This window comes from Novosphingobium sp. BL-A-41-Hi4A-0G, assembly GCF_055521735.1.
Map to the genome: position 1 here is coordinate 90,451 of NZ_JBVFVU010000002.1, position 16,852 is coordinate 107,302.

A 16,852-nucleotide genomic window follows, 5' to 3' on the forward strand; every position below is an offset into this window, starting at 1 on the left:
TGGCCTTGTTCTATTCCCCGAGATCGATGGGACGGGGCAGCAGGTTGAGGTTCAAGGTGCCCTGCTTCGGCACCTTGCCGGGGCGTTCCATGTAGAAGCGATAACGGACACCGGTGAGGGTCATGCCCGTGCCGTATAGCTTGTAGCCGCCACAGGCAGGGCGATAGGGTGCTCCGGTCTTCATCTCGCAGATGCGTGCGGTCAATTCCGAGGCGATCCAGACCTCCGCGCCGGAAGGAATCCTGAAATCCACCGGTGCAACCATGGCCGCATAATAGGCCGGAGGGGGTGGCGGTGGCGGCGGCGGGGGTGGCAGGGGCGGCGGCGGTACGGGGCCGTCCGAGGCTTTCCACTTTGCCACGGTTGCCTGATACCTTTCGGCGGCCTGCGCATAAGTGCCGCGCTGGGTGGGCGGGCAGAACGGTTCGAACACCGCGATGCGCTGCGTGAGCTTGCCAGCTTCGTAGGCGGACTGGAGTGCGGCGTTGAGCGTCTTGAGTGCGGGGTCCGGCTTATCGCGGTTCCATTGGGACGTGGCTCGCGCTTCGAGCTTGGCAGGCGCCAGTTGGGCAGCGGCGGCGGCATCGAGCCCCCTGGCGACCAGCGCCTGACGGATCAGCGCGGTTTCGGCAGCGGCCCTCATGTCGGGCGACCATTCGCCTTTGTTCATCCAGTCGACCGCGAAAGCCTCAGGCGTGCATTGCGACAGGTAGAGCACTTCGACCGTGCCGGTGGAGGGGAAGCCGGCGGGGATCTGGCCGCTGTACCACGTTGTCCTTGCGGCCTTTTCCCACTTCGTATCGTCCGCGAGATAGGGCTTCACGTAGATCGAAGCCTGCTCCGCCTTGAACGCCGGGGCAGGGGTGTTGCGCGCCACTTCGGGTGCGAGTACGGCGACCATGGCTTCGAATTCGCTCAGTTCCGTGGCCGGTTCGGGCGGCTTTTCCTGCGCGGATGCGGTGACGGGGTGGCCCCCGCACAACGCAAGCGCGATCGCCATGCCGCAGGCCGTGCGCGTGATCGCCGTCATGTCTCGTCCCCCTGTTGCCGACTCCGCAAAGTTCCGACATCGGCGGCAGTTTACGGGCGGTGGGCGATCATGCCAGCGACGAATGTTGCAGTATTGGTGTGATGCAGATTTCACTCGCGCGGGGCGACATTTCCGCGCGACAGGCGGACGAGCTTTCCGCCCGTGACCTGATACTGCCGACGATCCAGTGGCGCATCGACCCGGCCCGAGGGCAGGTGGACGACCGAACCGCGACCGGCGAGCGTGACGGTGACGGGCGGGCTTTCGAGCGGGACGCCGGGCGTGATGGTGCGCAAGGGGGTGCCGTCGACGATCGATGCTGCGCCGTCCGGGTGGGGGCTGGCGAGGCGGGCGGTGCCGTCAGGTTCGACCATGAGGGCGGCGTCCTCGTCTATGCCAAGGCCGATCATCGGCTTGCCGGTCAGGCCTTGCGCCTTGGCGAGGAAGGCGAGCAGGCGGCCTAGGCGGTCGCGCTGGGCGAAGTGGCTGTCGGTGATGACGCCCGACAGCAGGGGCAAGTGGAGGAAATCGCGCTCGATCGTCACGCCGGGGCCGAACGGGTCGGCAAGGGCCTGCTCGCTGGTGATCGAGTGGCCGTCCATCGCGCCGTAGAGCGCCTCGCCCAGCACCGCGAGACCGGCGCTGGTGCCGCCCAGGGGCTTGCCCGCCGCGACATGGGCATCGAGCAGGCGGGTGACTTGCGTGCCGCCCCAGAACCGCACGTAGCGCGCCTGATCGCCGCCTGCGATGAAGATGGCATCGGCGCGGGCGAGGCTGGCGAGGACGGCGGGATCGGCGCTCTGGCTGCGGGCGTGGAAGACGAGCACTTCGACCGAGGCGGGGCCATTGGCGGTGCGGAAGAATTCCTCGCCCATATCCTTGCCGTAGGACGCGCTGATGATGACGACGTGGCCGCGTGCGGCCTTGGCGAAGAACCACTGGAGCGCGGTGGCGTCACGCTTGCCGCCGCCCATGAGGAGCAGACCGGGGGCAGGGCGGCTGGTGGTGGGGGAGGCGACATCGCCGAAGGTGTAGCGCTCGAGCGGGCGTTCGCCCTCCTGCGCGAGGGCGGGGAGGGTGGCGAGGAACAGCGAGAGGACGAGGGCGATGAGGCGCGGCATTCGGGCTCCCGTCAGGGTTGCGGGGGCAGGGTAAGGGCGCTGTGCGGGGCGAGGCAATGGGGGTGGGCAACAAGGGTGGCGAGAGCGTTGGCGTTGGCGTCGCCCCCTCGCTCTCGTCGTCCCGGGCTTGACCCGGGATCCCGCTGCTCTTTCTGTGGCGCGGGGGTGGCGAAAAAAGCGGGGTCCCGGATCACGTCCGGGACGACGGTGCGTTTTGGGTGGGTTACCTGGGACGCGTCTTTTTTCGCTCGTGAGGTGATTCAGGTTGAAATTCGGTCGGCTGCGGTGCGCTCTCTCAGGAGTTTCATCGCCTCGTAGGACGAGAGAATTGCGCCTTCCTGCCAGAAGGGGATGTAGCTGAGGTGTTCGCCGGCGAAGAAGATGCGGCCTTCGGGTTTGCACAGCTCGAGATAGTCGGTCTGGCGCTGCTCGTCGGCCCAAAGGCAGCCGACGCCGCCGCTGTAGCGGGTTTCGTTCCATGCCACAGTGAGCGGCTTGGTCAGCAGTGTCGATTTGCCCGGGTGCATGCGCTCGATCACGTCGCGCGAGATGGCGAAGCGTTCTGCGTGGGCCATGTGGGTGAAGGCGACGGAATTGGGGCGGCCGCCGTAGGTATAGGCGCCCATCAGGATGCCCCTGGCGCTGTTCCACCCGCCGCTGGGATACCAGACGAGGGTGTTTGCGGCATCGGTCCAGGCAAGGCCGCCGTAGATGCCTTCCTCCTCCCAGAAGCGCGGGGCTTCCCATGCGACCTTGGCCGATGGGATATAGGTGGCGGTGGCGAGGGAGGCGACTTTTGCTGCGCTGAAATCTTTGGTCAGCTTGGCCACGTAGTTGGCGGGCAGGGTGCATAGGCAATAGTCTGCGGTGACGGGCGCGGCCCCTGCCAGCGTGACCGTGACGCCGCGATCCGAATTGCGCAGGCCGGTGACCACCGTGTTCAGCCGGACGCGGTCTCTGATCTTGTCGTAAAGCGCATGGGCGATGCGATCCATTCCGCCGACGGGCTGGAACATCGGGGCCTGCTGGTCGAAGGTTTCCTCGAACACGGCAGGCGCGCCCCAATCGCCGTGTTTCATCAGCTGGTCGAGCGTGAGCGGATCGAGCACTTTGCCCGGATCGTCATAGCCGCCGGGGAGCCGGCTGTATCCGGCGCGGTCCGAGCCCTTGTAGCTGCCGCCTTCGGACAATGCGCCCCAGTCGGTCAGGTAGGCGCGCAGCATCTCCTTGTCGGTGGCGGTCAATTCCCGGTCCAGCGCGCCGCGATCGATCGACTTGGCGAGCAGTTCGGCGATATGGCCGCGCGTATCGTTGACGGCGCGGCGCTGCGACACGGTCTCGCCGCCCGCATCGACCACGGCGGAGCGGTTGACGTTGACCATGACTTCGAGGGGCACGCCAAGTTCGCGGGCATAGTGGAACACGGCGTGGTGTTCGGTGGGCAGGCGGGCCGCGCCGGCGTTCATGTAAAGCCCGTCGTCGAACTGGCAGATCTGGTCGGCGCGACCATCCTGCACGACGCGGTCACCGCCGCGGATGGTCCAGACCCGGCCGCCGATGCGGTCCCGCGCTTCAAGGATGGTGACGGCGTAGCCCGCCTTGCCCAGTTCGTACCCGGCGGTCAGCCCGGCCATGCCTGCGCCGAGGATGACCACCGATTTGCCCTTGCCCGATCCGGTGGGCAGGTCCGGCACGCCGGCAAAGGCGCGCGGCATCGACAGCAGGCCCAATGCGCGCATCGAGAGGAAGGCTGCGCTGTATCCTCCCGCTTTGCCCATCGCCTCGAGAAAGGCGCGGCGCGAGGTCACTTGGTCAGGACCTTGGCGGCCTGGACTTCGATTTCGACAAGGAATTGCGGGGCGGCGAGCGCTGCGACTTCGACCGTCACGCGCGCGGGCTTGTTGGGCTGTTCGGGGGTGCCGAACATCTCCTTGTAGGCCTTCATCATGCCGGCAAAGTCCATGGCCTTGGCCCCTGGAGGAGCGACCAGATAGACGCGCATCATCACGACGTCCTGCGGCCCCATGCCTTGCGCGGCCAGCGCTTCGGCAAGGCGCTTCAGCACCGAGCGGGTCTGGGTTTCGGTATCGCCGTAGCGCTCGACGCTGCCTGCAGGCGCGGCCATGTTCGATTCTGCGGCAAGCGCGCCGCTGATATAGACCGTGGTGGCACCGGGCGGGACGGCGACGCTGGAGGCAATGGGCGAGGTTTCAGGCGCGATGCGCGTGATCTGGGCCATGGCCGGGCTTGCCAGCGATAGGACAGAAGCCAGCAAGGCGAACGACGCGGATGCAATTCGTGCTCTCATGAGAACCCCCTGATGCCCTGTTGGCGCAAGGTCTCATGGATTGCGGCGAACTACAATGTCGGTCGCGGCACCTTTGTTTGGCGCCGCGACCGGGCGATCAGCCCGCATCCTCCAGGATCATCTCCGCCGCGCGTTCGGCGACGGCCATGGCGGGGCCGTTGGTGTTGCCGGAGACGGGGGTGGGCATGATCGAGCAGTCGACCACGCGCAAATGCCCGATGCCGTGGACGCGGGTGCGGGCGTCGGTGACGGAGGTCGTCGCGTCGGTGCCCATGGCGCAAGTGCCGGTGCCGTGGAGGCCGACTTCGACCATTTTCGCCAGCTCGGCGAGGATCGCGGCTTCGTCCTGAATGTCGGGGCCGGGCATGCGTTCGGTGCCGATGAAGGGCTTCAAGGGCTCGGACGCGGCGATGGCGCGGAACAGGCGGAAGAGTTCGAGGCTCTTGGCCTTGTCGGAAGGATCGGCCCAGATCGCGGCGTCGGCGACGGGGGCGTCGCGGTAATTCGGCGAGGTCAGGCGGATCGAGCCGCGGCTCTTGGGGCGCAGGTGGTAGCCCGAGAAAGTCAGGCCAGGATTGGGGGTGAGGGGGCTGCCGGGGCGGGCGGCCATCTCGTTCACGGTGCGCATGGCAAATGGCGCGGCGGCGACCTGGAGGTCGGGCCAGTCCTTGTCGGTGCCCTCGCTGGCGTAGAGGCCGGTCAGCGGCATGCCGACCCGGGCGAGGTGGCCGGTGCCGGTGAGGAAATACTGCAGCGCGTTGCGATAGAGCCGCCAGCCGAAGAATTCGCGGTTGGTGCCGGGGTGGTTGGTCAGGTCGAACGAGACGCCGAACTTGGTGTGATCGGACAGGTTGCGGCCAACCATCGGCAGGTCCTTGATCACCGGGATGCCAAGGTCGTTCAGCGCTGCGCCAGCGCCGATGCCCGAGAGCTGGAGCAGGTGCGGCGAGCCATAGACGCCTGCTGAAAGGATAACTTCGCGCCGCGCAGTGTGGATGCGCTCTTCACCGTGGGCGTGGGTAACGACGCCGGTGGCGCGGCCCTGCTCGATCACCACGCGCGAGACGGCGGTGTGCTGGGCGATGGTGAGGTTGCGGCGCGTCAGGATCGGCATGACGAAAGCCTTGTAGGCACTTTCGCGCACGCCCTTGCGGTCCACGGTATATTGGCTGCGGCCGACGCCCTGCTTGCCGGGGGTGGTGATGTCATCGAGCCAAGGCATGCCTTGCGCTTCAAAGCCTGCGGCAAGCGCGTCGAACACCGGCGACTGGTAGGTGGAAGCGGTGACCTGCAGCTCGCCGCCGTGGCCGCGACCGGGGTGGGCTCCGGGGTCGCGGTAGTCCTCGAACTTGCGGTAGCAGCGGGCGATGTCAGACCAGCCCCAGCCGGGAAGGCCCTGCGCGGTCCAGCTGTCGAAATCCTTCGGCATGCCGGTGAGATACCAGGTGCCATTGATCGCCGAGGAGCCGCCGAGGCCGCGCCCATAAGTATGGATGCCGGCGCGCATGCCTTCGCGCGGCTCGGTCTGGTAAACGCGGAAATAGTCAGGGTTGCCCATGATCTTGATGAAGCCGCCGGCCATCTTGATGAAGGGATGCTGGTTGTCGCCACCGTCCTCGATCAGGAGGACGCGGTTGCGCGGATCGGCGCTGAGGCGGTTGGCCAGAACGCAGCCTGCCGAGCCTGCGCCGACGATGATGTAATCGAATTCCGCCATGACCCCTTGGCACCCGCCCTCAAATTAAAATAGAACTGAAGTTCGGTTTTTATCTGCCGGGCGCTTGACCGCGTGTCAAGCGATGATTAGAAGACCAATTCTAATTGAAAGCGGGAGAGCGAGACGTGCTGCCAGTCGAACGGGTGATCGGGGAAGAAGGGCTTGCCGCTACGGCGGGTGGGCTGAAGCTGGCGATGCGCCTGCCGTGGTATCGCTCGCTGCCGTTCTCGGTGGTCGAGGTCGGGCCGTTGACGATCGATGGAAAGGCTGTGGATCTTTCGGATGCGCGCATTTCCTACGAAGGCGAGGAATGGGCGCTTTCCGACAATGGCGAGCGCGTGGACACCTTCTGGTTCGTGCGCGATTCGGCGTTCCTGGTGCTGCCATCGCTGAACGCCAACGCGGGTTCGACCCATGAGGTCTCGCTGAATCTGTTCGTCAGCCCGCCCTACATTCCCGGCATGAAGCGGACCAATCCGCAGACGTCGACGCTCACTGTTGAAGCTGCCTGAGAGAGGACCGGCATAATGACCACGACCGCAACCGGCCCGCAAACTGGCGTCACGCTCTATTCGTTCACCAACGAGTTCCTGACCCGTCAGTTCGAACTCGATACGCTGCTGGCTGAAGTCGCCAAGCGCGGGCTTGGGCCGAACATCGAGATCATCGGCTTCCAGAGCTTCCGCGAATTTCCGGACGTTTCGGACAAGTTTGCCGAAGAATTCAAGCAGATGATCGCCGAGACGGGGCTGAACCCGGTTTCGTGCGCGATCAACTCGGACCGCTTTTTGAAGCCCGGCCAGCAGCCGATCGAGGATGCGGCGCTGGTGGAATATCACAAGCGCCAGCTGCGCTCGGCCAAGAAGATGGGCTTTTCGCTGGTCCGCTACCAGTTCGCGCTGCCGGTGCACCTGCTGCCCGAAATCGCGCCTTATGCCGAAGAGCTGGACATTCGCATGGGCGTGGAAGTGCACGCGCCGATGTGGGCGGGGCACCCCGCCGTGCAGGCCTATGGCGAGATGTACGACAAGCTGGACACGCCCTATCTCGGCTGGATTCCCGACTTCGGCGGCACGGCGAGCCGTATCCCGGAATCGATGCTCGACGCCGCGCGCGACAAGGGGGCCAAGGAAGACCTGCTCGACAAGCTGAAAGAGGTCTGGCTGGAAGGTGGCATGAGCCACGAGAAGGCCGGGCGCTTGCGCGAATGGGCCGTGGCGAAGGGCCACGGGCCGATGGAGATTCAGGCGGCGTGCCTTGCGTTCTTCATCCTCTCCAACCACGATCCGAAGAGCTGGGCCGCGCTGGTCGATCGCACGATCCACATCCACGGCAAGTTCTATGGCGTGAGCGAGGATCTGGTCGAGGAAGCGATCGACTACGACACGATCCTGCCGCTGTTCAAGGACGGCGGGTTCACCGGCACGATGGTCTCCGAATGGGAAGGCCATGCCTATGACACGCGCGATGCCTTCGAGCAGGTCCGCCGCCACCAGGCGATGGCCCGCCGCATCTGGGGGGCCTGAGGCGATGGCTTTCGATCTCTCGGTAAATCTCGAATACGGCTTCACCGAAGCGGGCGAGAAGGTTGAGGACCGCATTGCGGCGGCAGCGGCAGTGGGCTTCCGCAAGGTCGAGCTGTTCCTGCTCAAGGGGCGCGATCTGGGGGCGATCAAGGCGGCGCTGGAGACCCATGGCGTCGAACTGGTCAGCACGGTGGCGGACTATGTGACGCAGCTGGTCGACCCTGCCACGCATGAGGGTTTCCTCGAAGTGTTCCGCGAGGCGGCTTCGGCGGCGAAGTCGCTGGGTTGTACGAACGTGGTGGTGACATCGGGGCGCGGGGTGCCGTGGCTCAAGCGTCCGGTGCAGCTTTCGATCTTTGCCGATGCCCTGCGCAAGCTGGTGCCGATTGCCGAGGAGCTGGACGTCACGATCCTGCTCGAATCCGCCAACACGCGGTTCGATCATCCGGGCGTGCTGTGCTCGACGACCGAGGATAGCGTGGTGGTGGCCGACATGGTGGCGCACCCGCGCGTGAAGGTGCTCTACGATCTCTACCACTCGGTGGTGGAAGGCGAAGACCCCGAGGCCGCGCTTTCGGCGGCGATGCATCAGGTGGTGCATGTGCAGGTGGCCGATGCGCCGGGCCGGGGCGAGCCGGGGTCTGGCAAGATCGACTGGCCGGGCGCTTTGGCGATGTTCGAACGCGTGGGGTACAAGGGCACGGTCGGGCTGGAACTGCAGCCGACGAAGCCTTCGACCGAGGCGTTCGGGTATATTCGCGGGCTTTGCGCCTAGGCTGCGCTGAAAGTCCCCTCTCGGGGCCCTCTCCCCTGAAGCGGAGAGGGCTAAGGTGGCGGTTGGGGGCTGCCAGCCCATTCTCCAAACTCCCGTCGCCCCGGCGAAGGCCGGGGTCCACAGCGTTGCGGCATGGCGCGGCGCTGTTGGTGAGGATCGAGGGTGCGCCAGGATCGCGAGGGTGCGCGCGGGGGAGAGGTCATGGGCCCCGGCCTGCGCCGGGGTGACGGATGTTTTGGGTGGTGGGGTGGGCTGTCAGTTGCCCAGCGCCTCGCGCCAGGCGGTGAGGCGGGTGCCTCGCTCCACTTCGGCCATGCGGGGTTCGAAGACGTCGGTGCGGGGGATGAAGGTGCGGGCGGTGGCGAGGTCGGGGAAGAGGCCGGCGCCGATGGCGGCGAGGATTGCCGCGCCCCGCGCCGTCGTCTCGACATCGGTGGGCCTCTCGCAGCGCAGGGCGAGGACGTTGGCGATGTCCTGGGCCAGCCAGTCGTTGGCGCTCATGCCGCCATCGAGGCGCAGCACTTCCCAGCCAGCGCCGTCTGCCGCGTAGGCACGCGCGAGGTCGTGGAAGACGTGGGCGATGGATTCCAGCGCGGCGCGGGTCACGTGGGCGCGGGTGGCGGCGAAGGTGAGACCGGTGATGCTGGCGCGGGCCTCGGGCTGCCAGTAGGGCGCGCCGAGGCCGGAGAGCGCGGGCACGAAGACGACGCCTGCGCTATCGGGCACCGAGCGGGCGAGCGCTTCGCTTTCCGCCGCGCTGGAGAGCATGCCGAGGCTGTCGCGCAGCCACTTGATCACGCTGCCTGCGGCAAAGACCGAGCCTTCGAGCGCATAGGTGCGCACGCCGCCGAGTTCGCACAGCACGGTGCCTAGCAGGCGGTGGGTGGAGCGCGGCGGGGTGGTGCCCATGTTCGAGAGGATGAACGCGCCGGTGCCGAGCGTGGCCTTGGCTTCTCCCCTGGCGAAGCAGCCCTGTCCGATGGTGGCGGCCTGCTGGTCTCCGGCAAGGCCGGTGATGGCGATGGGCACGCCGAACATTTCAGGGACTGTGCGGCCGAATGCGCCCGCGCTGGGGACGACTTCGGGGAGCGCGGACCGGGGCACGCCGAACAGGTCGCACAGGCTTTCGTCCCACGATTGCCCCACGAGGGGGAAGAGCGAGGTGCGGCTGGCGTTGGAGACGTCGGAGATGTGCAGGCCGCCGGTGAGCTTCCACACCAGCCAGCTTTCCACGGTGCCGAAGGCGAGGCGGTCTCCCAAGGCGGCAGCTTCGGGCACGTTGCGCAAGATCCACGCCATCTTGCTGGCGGAGAAATAGGGATCGAGCAGCAGGCCGGTGGTCTGCTGGATCGCGGCTTCGTGGCCGGCATCGCGCAAGGACCGGCATTGCTCTTCGGTGCGGCGGTCCTGCCAGACGATGGCGCGGGTGACCGGCTCGCCGGTCTGGCGGTCCCACGCGACGACGGTCTCGCGCTGGTTGGTGACGCCGATCCCGGCGATGTGCGAGGGGCCGCCCGCGCGCTCGACCATGGCGCGGGCGCAGCGCAGGGTGCGCTCCCAGATCTCGGCGGCGTCATGTTCTACAAGGCCGGGGGCGGGGTAATATTGGGTCAGTTCCTCCTGCGCGAGGGCGAGGACGTCACCGGCTGCGGAATAGAGGATCACGCGCGTCGAGGTGGTGCCTTCGTCCAGCACGAGGATGCATTGGTCATCGCTCATTTCGCGGCATTCTCCCCCATGAAGCGGCGCAGGCTTTCCTGCTGCTCGGGTGACAGGCGCAGGCCAAGCTTGGTGCGCCGCCACAACACGTCTTCTGCCTCCACCGCCCACTCGCGCGCAATCAGGTACTGCACTTCGCGCGCGGTGAGGCCGTGGCCGAAGTGCTGGCCGCAATCCTGAAGTCCTTGCGCATCTGCAAGCACCTCGGGCGCGAGCGAGCCGTAGCAGTGGATCAGGCGCTCGGCCCAGGCGGGTTCGAGGAAGGGGTAGCGCACCTTGAGATCGGCGATGCGGCGGTCCACTTCGTGCACGCCGAAGTCGCCGCCGGGGAGCGGCTTGGCGTCGGTCCAGTGCGGGGCGGCGAGGCCGGGGATACGCTCGCCCATGCGGTCCACCGCTTCTTCGGAGAGGGTGCGGAAGGTGGTGATCTTGCCGCCGAAGACCGAGAGGATTGGGGCGCCTTCGTCTTCCGGGCTGAGTTCGAAGCGATAGCCGCGCGTGGCAGCTTCGGGTTTGCCGGAGCCATCGTCGACGAGGGGGCGGACGCCGGAATAGGTCCACACCACGTCTTCGGGCCGGACCGGCTTGGCGAAGAAGCGGCTGGCGCCTTCGCACAGGTACGCGATCTCCTCGGCGCTGGCGACGATGGGGGTGCCCGGCGTGTGGTCGCGGTCGGTCGTGCCGATCAGGGTGAAGTCGTGCTCGTAGGGGATGGCGAAGAAGATGCGGCCATCGGGGAGCTGGAAGAAGTAGGGGTGGGGGTGGTCGAACAGCTTCGGCACGACGATGTGCGAGCCGCGTACGAGGCGGATCGACTGGCTGTGCTGCTCGCCGCTGCGGTCGAGGATCGAGAGGACCGAGGGACCGGCGGCGTTGATCACCGCGCGCGCGCGGAAAGCCCCAAGTGGTGTTTCGATGCGCCAGAGGTCGCCCTCGCGCTCCAGCCTTTCGACCGGGCAGCGGGTGCGGATATCTGCGCCCTTGTCCGCAGCATCGCGGGCGTTGAGCACGACGAGGCGCGCGTCATCGACCCAGCCATCGGAATAGACGAAACCGTGGACGAATTCGGGCTTCAGGGGCTTTCCGGCAGGGTGGCGGTCGAGACGGATGGTCTCGGTTGCCGGCAGAAGCTTGCGCTTGCCGAGGTGGTCGTAAAGGAACAGGCCGAGGCGCAGCAGCCAGCGCGGGCGCAGGCCCTGCACCCACGGCAGGACGAAGCGCATCGGCCAGATGATGTGCGGCGCGATGGCCCAGAGCTTCTCACGCTCGCCCAGCGCCTCGCGCACCAAGCCGAATTCGTAGTGTTCGAGATAGCGCAGGCCGCCGTGGATCAGCTTGCTGGAATTGGACGATGTGCCGCTGGCAAGATCGTCCGCTTCAAGCAGGAGCACGGACGCGCCGCGCCCCGCCGCATCGCGCGCGATGCCGGTGCCGTTGACGCCGCCGCCGATCACGGCGACGTCGAAGATTCGGTCCTGCTGTTCCACCGCGTGCGTCATATCAGATATTCAGCGGTCCATGGCTGATGTGCGGGAGCACGTAGCGGCTGAACATGTCAGCTTCCTGCGCGTGCGGATAGCCCGAGAGGATGAAGGCCTCGATGCCTTCGGCCTGATAGGCGCGCAGCTTGGCGAGGACCTGATCAGGCGTGCCGACGATGGCCGCGCCGCAGCCGGAGCGGGCGCGGCCAATGCCGGTCCACAGGTTCTCCTCGACGAAGCCATCGCCATCGGCGGCGCCGCGCAGTTCCTGTTGGCGCTGCACGCCGAAGTTCTTGGCGTCCAATGACTTCTCGCGGATCGCGCGCCCTGCCTCGTCATCCAGCTTGGACAGGAGGCGGTCGGCATAGGCGCGGGCCTCGTCCTCGGTCTCGCGCACGATCACGTGGACGCGATAGCCGAACTTGAGCGTGCGACCGTAGTTGGCGGCGCGGGCTTTCATGTCTGCGATGGTTTCGCGCACCTTGTCCATGGTGTCGGGCCACATCAGATAGACGTCGCAGGCCTCGGCGGCGCATTCGCGGGCATCGTGGCTGAGGCCGCCGAAGTAGAACGCGGGGCACTTGCCCGAGAGCGTGCCGATGCGCGGGGGATCGAGCTTGAGCTTGTAGAACTCGCCCTGGAAATCGAGGTGCTCGCCGTTGAGCAAGGTGCGGACGATCTTCATGACCTCGGTGGCGCGGGCATAGCGCGGGCCGCTGGCGATGGTTTCGCCCGGCATGTCTGACGAGATGATGTTGACGTTGAGCCGCCCGCCCGTCCCGGCAGCGTTGGGGCCGAGGATGCGGTCGAGCGTGGCGATGCGGCGGGCAAGCTGCGGCGGCCAGTCTTCGCCCATGCGCGTGGCCCAGAGCAGCTTGATCCGGCGGACCTGCGTGGCAACGGCGGCGGCAAAGGCAGTGGTATCGAGGCCGAGGCTGTAGCCCGAGGGCAGCAGGATATTGTCGAACCCGCCCTCTTCGGCGCGCATCACGATGTTGCGGCAGTGCTCCCAGCTGGACTGGAGATACTTGTCGGGCACACCGAGGAATTCATAGTCATCGTCGCACAGCGCCGAGAACCAGGCGATCTCGCAATTCTGTTCGGCCATCTTGCCTCTCCTTCTGTGCAGCGGACGCAATTGTTTACCGGCAAAACCGTGAACCGGTACCGTCCGCCTTGAGTTTCAATCCGTTGCGGCCAGTTACGGGAGCCGCTCGCCGCGCGCCGCGACGAGCACGGCGTACCAATCCGTTCGTGTCCAGCGCACCGAAAGCGCGGCTGCGCCCTCGGCAATGCGCTCTGCCTTTTGCGATCCGATGATCGGGACGATCCCGGCGGGGTGTGCCATAAGCCAGGAATAGGCCGCGACCGTGCGCGAGACGCCCTGCGCGTCGGCCACGGCATCGAGCGCAGAAGCGACGGCCATCTCGCGATCGAGCTTGGGGCCAGCCAGACGGCCACCGCCGAGCGGCGACCAGGCCATTGGCGTCAGGCCAAGCTGTATCGCCTGATCCAGCTCGCCGTTCTCGAAGCAGGTGATGCGCAAGGGGCTGATCTCGGGCTGCGTCGTTGCCAGCTTCTCGCCGAGGAAGTGGTTGAGCGCGGCGATCTGCGCTTGCGTGAAGTTGGATACGCCAAGCGCGCGGACCTTGCCCGAGGCCACCGCATCATCGAGCACGCGCGCGGTCTCGTGCGGGTGGGCGAGGATATCCGGGCGGTGGATCTGCCACAGGTCGATCACGTCGGTCTTCAGGCGGCGCAGCGAGTCCTCGATGGCTTTGCGCAGGTAATCGGGGCTCTGGTCATAGGGCAGGGGCGGGAGGATGCCGCCCTTGGTGGCCAGAACCATGCGGGTGCGCAGCGCGGGTTCTGCTGCCAGCACATCGCCCAGCAGCGCCTCGGCATCGCCGAAGCCACCCTGCCCGTCGAACCCGTAGATGTCGGCGGTGTCGAGGAAGTTGACTCCGGCATCCAATGCGGCGTGAACAAGCTTCGCCGCATCGGCTGCACTGCGGCCATCCTCGGCAAGGCGCCACATGCCCCAGGCAATCGGCGACACGGCAATGCCTGAAGCCCCAAGCGGACGGAAGGCAGGCGGCAAGGGCAATTCGCTCATGAAACAGTCCTGTATGGCGGCGCGACCGATGCGCGCTCTACGAGAGTATGGGGCAGGCGGCGGTGGGTGATGTCGCCCCCGGCAATAAGGATTTCGGTGGCGGTGCGGGCAAGCTCAGCCATCGGCTGGTGGATCGTGGTGAGCGGCGGCCAGACGGTGCGGGCGAGCGTGGTATCGTCAAAGCCTGCGACCGAGAGTTCGGCGGGCACATTGATGCCCCGATCGTGCGCGACGGCAAGGACGCCTGCGGCCATGTCGTCGTTCGAGGCGAAGATTGCGGTGGGGCGATTGGGCAGGTCGAGCAGGGCCTGCCCGCCGCGGGTGCCGGAATCGAAATCGAACTCGCCATCACGGACCAGAACCGGATCGTAGGAAATCCCGGCGCGGTCGAGCGCGCGGCGGTAACCGAACAGGCGGTCGTCCGAGGCCATGTGGTTCTGGTGGCCCTTGATGAAGCCGATGCGGCGGTGCCCGGCGTTGATCAGGTGCGTGGTCATGTCATCGGCGGCCTGGGCATCGTCCATGAACACCGAACTGGTCAGCGCGTGGTTGGTGCCGGGCGAGATGCGCACGAAGGGAATGTCCATCGCTTCCAGCGCGCGCAGCACCGGATCGCAATCGGTGACCGGCGAGGACAGGATGATCCCGTCGACGTGGGTTTCGCTGACGAGGCCGCGCACCTGCTCACCCACCTGCGGATCGGCCACGTCGACCGGCTGGGCGAGCAGGCGGATGCCGTTCGAGCGACAGAAGTCCCAGCAGCCGGTCTGGATCTGGAACATGTAGTAAGGGCTGTGATTGTCGTAGATCAGCGCGATCTGGTTCGACTTGGCGCCCGAGAGGATGCGCGCGGCAACGCTGGGGCGGAAATCGAGCGCGCGCATGGCCTCCTCGACCCGCGCCTTGGTATCGGCACTGACATAGGGGTGCGCGTTGAGCACGCGGCTGACGGTCTTCACCGCTACGCCGGCCCTTGCCGCAACATCCCTGATGTTTGCCCGCTCGCTCATCCTTCCAATGCCCCCTTCAGACCTTCGAACAGTGGCGCGAACGCGCTGTCCGGACGGTAGAAAACCGGCGGCTGGCCGATGGGTGCAGGGATATCGTGCGTGCTGGGAGCGATGTCCTCGCCCGTCCAGCAATGACGCCAGGGTCCGGTTCCGGGAAGAACCACCTGGCGATGACGAGCCCCCTCCTCGATCACCGGTGCCACCAGCAAGTCGGCACCGTAGAGGAACTGGTCCTGCACCGTAAAGAGCGCAGAATCCTGCGGGTAATGCAGGAACAGTGGGCGCTGTGCAGGAAGGCCCATTGTGCTCGCCTCGTGGCAGAGGTGGCGGACATAGGGCGCAAGGTGTGCGTGGACGCGGCTCCATCCGGCAAAGCAGGCGAGCAGTTCGGGCGTGCTGTCGTACTGCAGGTTGTCGTCGGGGCGGTTGCCTTCGTGGCTGCGCATTACGGGCGCGAAGGCGGCAAGCTCGCACCAGCGTTGCATCAGTTCTGCGGTGCGCACGTTGCCGTGGAGCGAGGTGTAGCCGCCGCAATCGGAGTGGCTGTAGGCATTGCCGACAAGCCCTGCCGAAAGCGCCCCGGTGATGACCGTGCCGATACCGTCGTGGCGGGTGAAATCGACCGACTGGTCACCCGCCCAGAGCAGCGGGCAGAAGCCTTGCACGCCCGAGAATCCGGCGCGCATGAAGAACAGCGCGTCACCCGTCTTGTTGCGTGAAGCGAGCGCCATGGCGTTGACTTTCGCCCACAGAACCGGCCAGCGGTTGTGCGCTTCCATTGGATCGGAGCCATCGGCAAGGCGCAGATCGGTCGGCAGGTACTCGCCGAAATCCGCCATCCAGCCAGAGATGCCGATGTCGAGCATCTCGCGACCGAGCACGCGCTCGGCAAACCAAGCGCGGGTTTGGCCCCGCGTGAAATCGACCACGCCGCAATCGAACTCGCCGAAATCGACGAGGTGGACTTCGTCGGACGTCTGGCTGAGGCAGAAGTGGCCGCCTGTGCGCGCCTCTTCGTAAAGGTCGCCGTCGACCGCGATATAGGGGTTGGCGTAGGCGAGGAAGCGGATGCCGCGGGCTTCGAGCTGCCGGATTTTTGCGCGAAGATCGGGGTAGCGCTGGGCGCTGCGTGCGCCCGAATGCCAGTCCCAGAACAGGCGGCGGCCGAAGGTGGTTTCGCGGATGCCCGCCCAGTCCTCGCACCACAGGCCGGAGACGGCAGCGCCTGCCGCGATGAACCGTTCGAGCCGCTCGAAGCTGGATGCGCCCGATTTCAGTCCGACGATCGCGCCGCCGATGGCCCAGTCGGGCAGTTCGGGCTGGCGACCGAAGCGGGTGGAAAGCTGGTTGACGAGGTCTTGCGGACCATTGGCGACGAAGATCTCAAAGCGCGCCGTGTTGCTCCACACTTCGACCAGATGGCTGTCGTCCTGCGTGAAATCGAGGACGCTGTAGCAGCTGGCGTCGAGATGGACCGCGAGCCAGCGCGAGGTGAGGAAGGTCGGCTGTGGGTAGTTGGTGTTCCAGTAATCGCCGCCGGCCATGCCCTCGGCGTCCATGATCAGGGTCAGATCGGTCGACTTGTCGCGCCCGACGCCGGGCTCGCTCGTCCAGATCGGGAATTTGCGACCGTTGAGAGCGAGATAGCTCATCTGCTCACCACCACCCCAGACGCATTCGCCGGGTTCGGCGTGGAAGCGGACATGGAGGCGGTCATGGCCTTGAAGGAGCGAGCGGACTTCGAGTGCGGTGCCCGAGAAGGTCAGGCGGACGACGGGGCGGTCCTGTTCAAGCAGTTCGACGCCGCCTTCGATCTCCTGCCACGCGGTGGGTGCGATCTCGCCGGTCGGCGCGTCGGAAATGGCGAAGTTACCGCGATACATGGCCACAGTTGCCTGTCCGCATGCCATGACTACCGCAGGACATAGGGGGGAGTGGCGCAGCACGACTCGCTCTCCGATGCGGAGAGAAAATCCTTTGTTTTCGGCGTGGAGCCGCAGTTCCAACAGTTCTTTCCTCATCCCCGAACGGCCAGTGTGGCACATTGGC

14 protein-coding genes are annotated in these 16,852 nt (G+C 66.4%); 3 read left to right on the forward strand and 11 right to left on the reverse strand.

Annotated features, from left to right (window positions below; translation table 11 throughout):
* Positions 1-10: 10 nt before the first annotated feature.
* From ACZ1JX_RS18105 to ACZ1JX_RS18125, 5 genes are all read right to left on the reverse strand, one after another.
* Positions 11-1,030, reverse strand: coding sequence for a hypothetical protein (locus ACZ1JX_RS18105; protein ID WP_465126742.1), 1,020 nt, complete (start codon positions 1,028-1,030; stop codon positions 11-13).
* Positions 1,031-1,140: 110 nt separating this feature from the next.
* On the reverse strand, positions 1,141-2,151 hold the full coding sequence (locus tag ACZ1JX_RS18110) for a cyanophycinase (protein WP_465126743.1): 1,011 nt from the start codon (positions 2,149-2,151) through the stop codon (positions 1,141-1,143).
* A gap of 260 nt (positions 2,152-2,411) precedes the next feature.
* A complete protein-coding gene (locus ACZ1JX_RS18115; RefSeq protein ID WP_465126744.1) occupies positions 2,412-3,959 on the reverse strand; it encodes a flavin monoamine oxidase family protein in 1,548 nt (515 codons plus the stop codon).
* A complete protein-coding gene (locus ACZ1JX_RS18120) occupies positions 3,956-4,390 on the reverse strand; it encodes a RidA family protein (protein WP_465126745.1) in 435 nt (144 codons plus the stop codon). Before ACZ1JX_RS18120 ends, ACZ1JX_RS18115 begins: the two co-directional genes overlap by 4 nt.
* 166 nt (positions 4,391-4,556) lie before the next feature.
* The gene (locus tag ACZ1JX_RS18125) at positions 4,557-6,176 is read right to left on the reverse strand and encodes a GMC family oxidoreductase (RefSeq protein ID WP_465126746.1); all 1,620 of its coding nucleotides are present in this window, start codon (positions 6,174-6,176) and stop codon (positions 4,557-4,559) included.
* Positions 6,177-6,301: 125 nt separating this feature from the next.
* Between ACZ1JX_RS18125 and ACZ1JX_RS18130 the strand changes: the two genes are divergently transcribed.
* From ACZ1JX_RS18130 to ACZ1JX_RS18140, 3 genes are read left to right on the forward strand one after another with little or no spacing between them, the layout of a single operon-like run.
* The gene (locus ACZ1JX_RS18130) at positions 6,302-6,688 is read left to right on the forward strand and encodes a C-glycoside deglycosidase beta subunit domain-containing protein (RefSeq protein WP_465126747.1); all 387 of its coding nucleotides are present in this window, start codon (positions 6,302-6,304) and stop codon (positions 6,686-6,688) included.
* A 15-nt stretch (positions 6,689-6,703) separates the two neighbouring features.
* A complete protein-coding gene (locus ACZ1JX_RS18135) occupies positions 6,704-7,702 on the forward strand; it encodes a sugar phosphate isomerase/epimerase family protein (RefSeq protein ID WP_465126748.1) in 999 nt (332 codons plus the stop codon).
* Between the two features lie 4 nt (positions 7,703-7,706).
* Positions 7,707-8,477, forward strand: coding sequence for a TIM barrel protein (locus ACZ1JX_RS18140; RefSeq protein ID WP_465126749.1), 771 nt, complete (start codon positions 7,707-7,709; stop codon positions 8,475-8,477).
* 255 nt (positions 8,478-8,732) lie between these two features.
* Here the strand turns inward: ACZ1JX_RS18140 and ACZ1JX_RS18145 are convergent, their stop codons facing one another.
* From ACZ1JX_RS18145 to ACZ1JX_RS18170, 6 genes are all read right to left on the reverse strand, one after another.
* Positions 8,733-10,196, reverse strand: coding sequence for a glycerol kinase (locus ACZ1JX_RS18145; protein ID WP_465126750.1), 1,464 nt, complete (start codon positions 10,194-10,196; stop codon positions 8,733-8,735).
* Entirely contained in the window at positions 10,193-11,695 is a 1,503-nt protein-coding gene (gene glpD, locus ACZ1JX_RS18150) for a glycerol-3-phosphate dehydrogenase (RefSeq protein ID WP_465126751.1), read from the reverse strand. The genes ACZ1JX_RS18145 and glpD overlap by 4 nt, the downstream gene beginning before the upstream one ends.
* A 1-nt stretch (position 11,696) precedes the next feature.
* Positions 11,697-12,785, reverse strand: a complete 1,089-nt coding sequence (locus ACZ1JX_RS18155; RefSeq protein ID WP_465126752.1) for an LLM class flavin-dependent oxidoreductase — start codon at positions 12,783-12,785, stop codon at positions 11,697-11,699.
* A gap of 93 nt (positions 12,786-12,878) precedes the next feature.
* Entirely contained in the window at positions 12,879-13,793 is a 915-nt protein-coding gene (locus tag ACZ1JX_RS18160; protein WP_465126753.1) for an aldo/keto reductase, read from the reverse strand.
* On the reverse strand, positions 13,790-14,803 hold the full coding sequence (locus tag ACZ1JX_RS18165; RefSeq protein ID WP_465126754.1) for a LacI family DNA-binding transcriptional regulator: 1,014 nt from the start codon (positions 14,801-14,803) through the stop codon (positions 13,790-13,792). The genes ACZ1JX_RS18160 and ACZ1JX_RS18165 overlap by 4 nt, the downstream gene beginning before the upstream one ends.
* The gene (locus tag ACZ1JX_RS18170; protein WP_465126755.1) at positions 14,800-16,824 is read right to left on the reverse strand and encodes an alpha-glucosidase; all 2,025 of its coding nucleotides are present in this window, start codon (positions 16,822-16,824) and stop codon (positions 14,800-14,802) included. Before ACZ1JX_RS18170 ends, ACZ1JX_RS18165 begins: the two co-directional genes overlap by 4 nt.
* Between the last annotated feature and the right edge of the window lie 28 nt (positions 16,825-16,852).

Coding starts and splice junctions, on each gene's coding strand:
- ACZ1JX_RS18165 (WP_465126754.1), bottom strand. CDS start 14,803: ATGAGCGAGCGGGCAAACATCAGGGATGTTGCGGCAAGGGCCGGCGTA.
- ACZ1JX_RS18160 (WP_465126753.1), bottom strand. CDS start 13,793: ATGAGCGAATTGCCCTTGCCGCCTGCCTTCCGTCCGCTTGGGGCTTCA.
- ACZ1JX_RS18145 (WP_465126750.1), bottom strand. CDS start 10,196: ATGAGCGATGACCAATGCATCCTCGTGCTGGACGAAGGCACCACCTCG.
- ACZ1JX_RS18120 (WP_465126745.1), bottom strand. CDS start 4,390: ATGGCCCAGATCACGCGCATCGCGCCTGAAACCTCGCCCATTGCCTCC.
- ACZ1JX_RS18140 (WP_465126749.1), top strand. CDS start 7,707: ATGGCTTTCGATCTCTCGGTAAATCTCGAATACGGCTTCACCGAAGCG.
- ACZ1JX_RS18110 (WP_465126743.1), bottom strand. CDS start 2,151: ATGCCGCGCCTCATCGCCCTCGTCCTCTCGCTGTTCCTCGCCACCCTC.
- ACZ1JX_RS18170 (WP_465126755.1), bottom strand. CDS start 16,824: ATGAGGAAAGAACTGTTGGAACTGCGGCTCCACGCCGAAAACAAAGGA.
- ACZ1JX_RS18105 (WP_465126742.1), bottom strand. CDS start 1,030: ATGACGGCGATCACGCGCACGGCCTGCGGCATGGCGATCGCGCTTGCG.
- ACZ1JX_RS18125 (WP_465126746.1), bottom strand. CDS start 6,176: ATGGCGGAATTCGATTACATCATCGTCGGCGCAGGCTCGGCAGGCTGC.
- glpD (WP_465126751.1), bottom strand. CDS start 11,695: ATGACGCACGCGGTGGAACAGCAGGACCGAATCTTCGACGTCGCCGTG.
- ACZ1JX_RS18135 (WP_465126748.1), top strand. CDS start 6,704: ATGACCACGACCGCAACCGGCCCGCAAACTGGCGTCACGCTCTATTCG.
- ACZ1JX_RS18155 (WP_465126752.1), bottom strand. CDS start 12,785: ATGGCCGAACAGAATTGCGAGATCGCCTGGTTCTCGGCGCTGTGCGAC.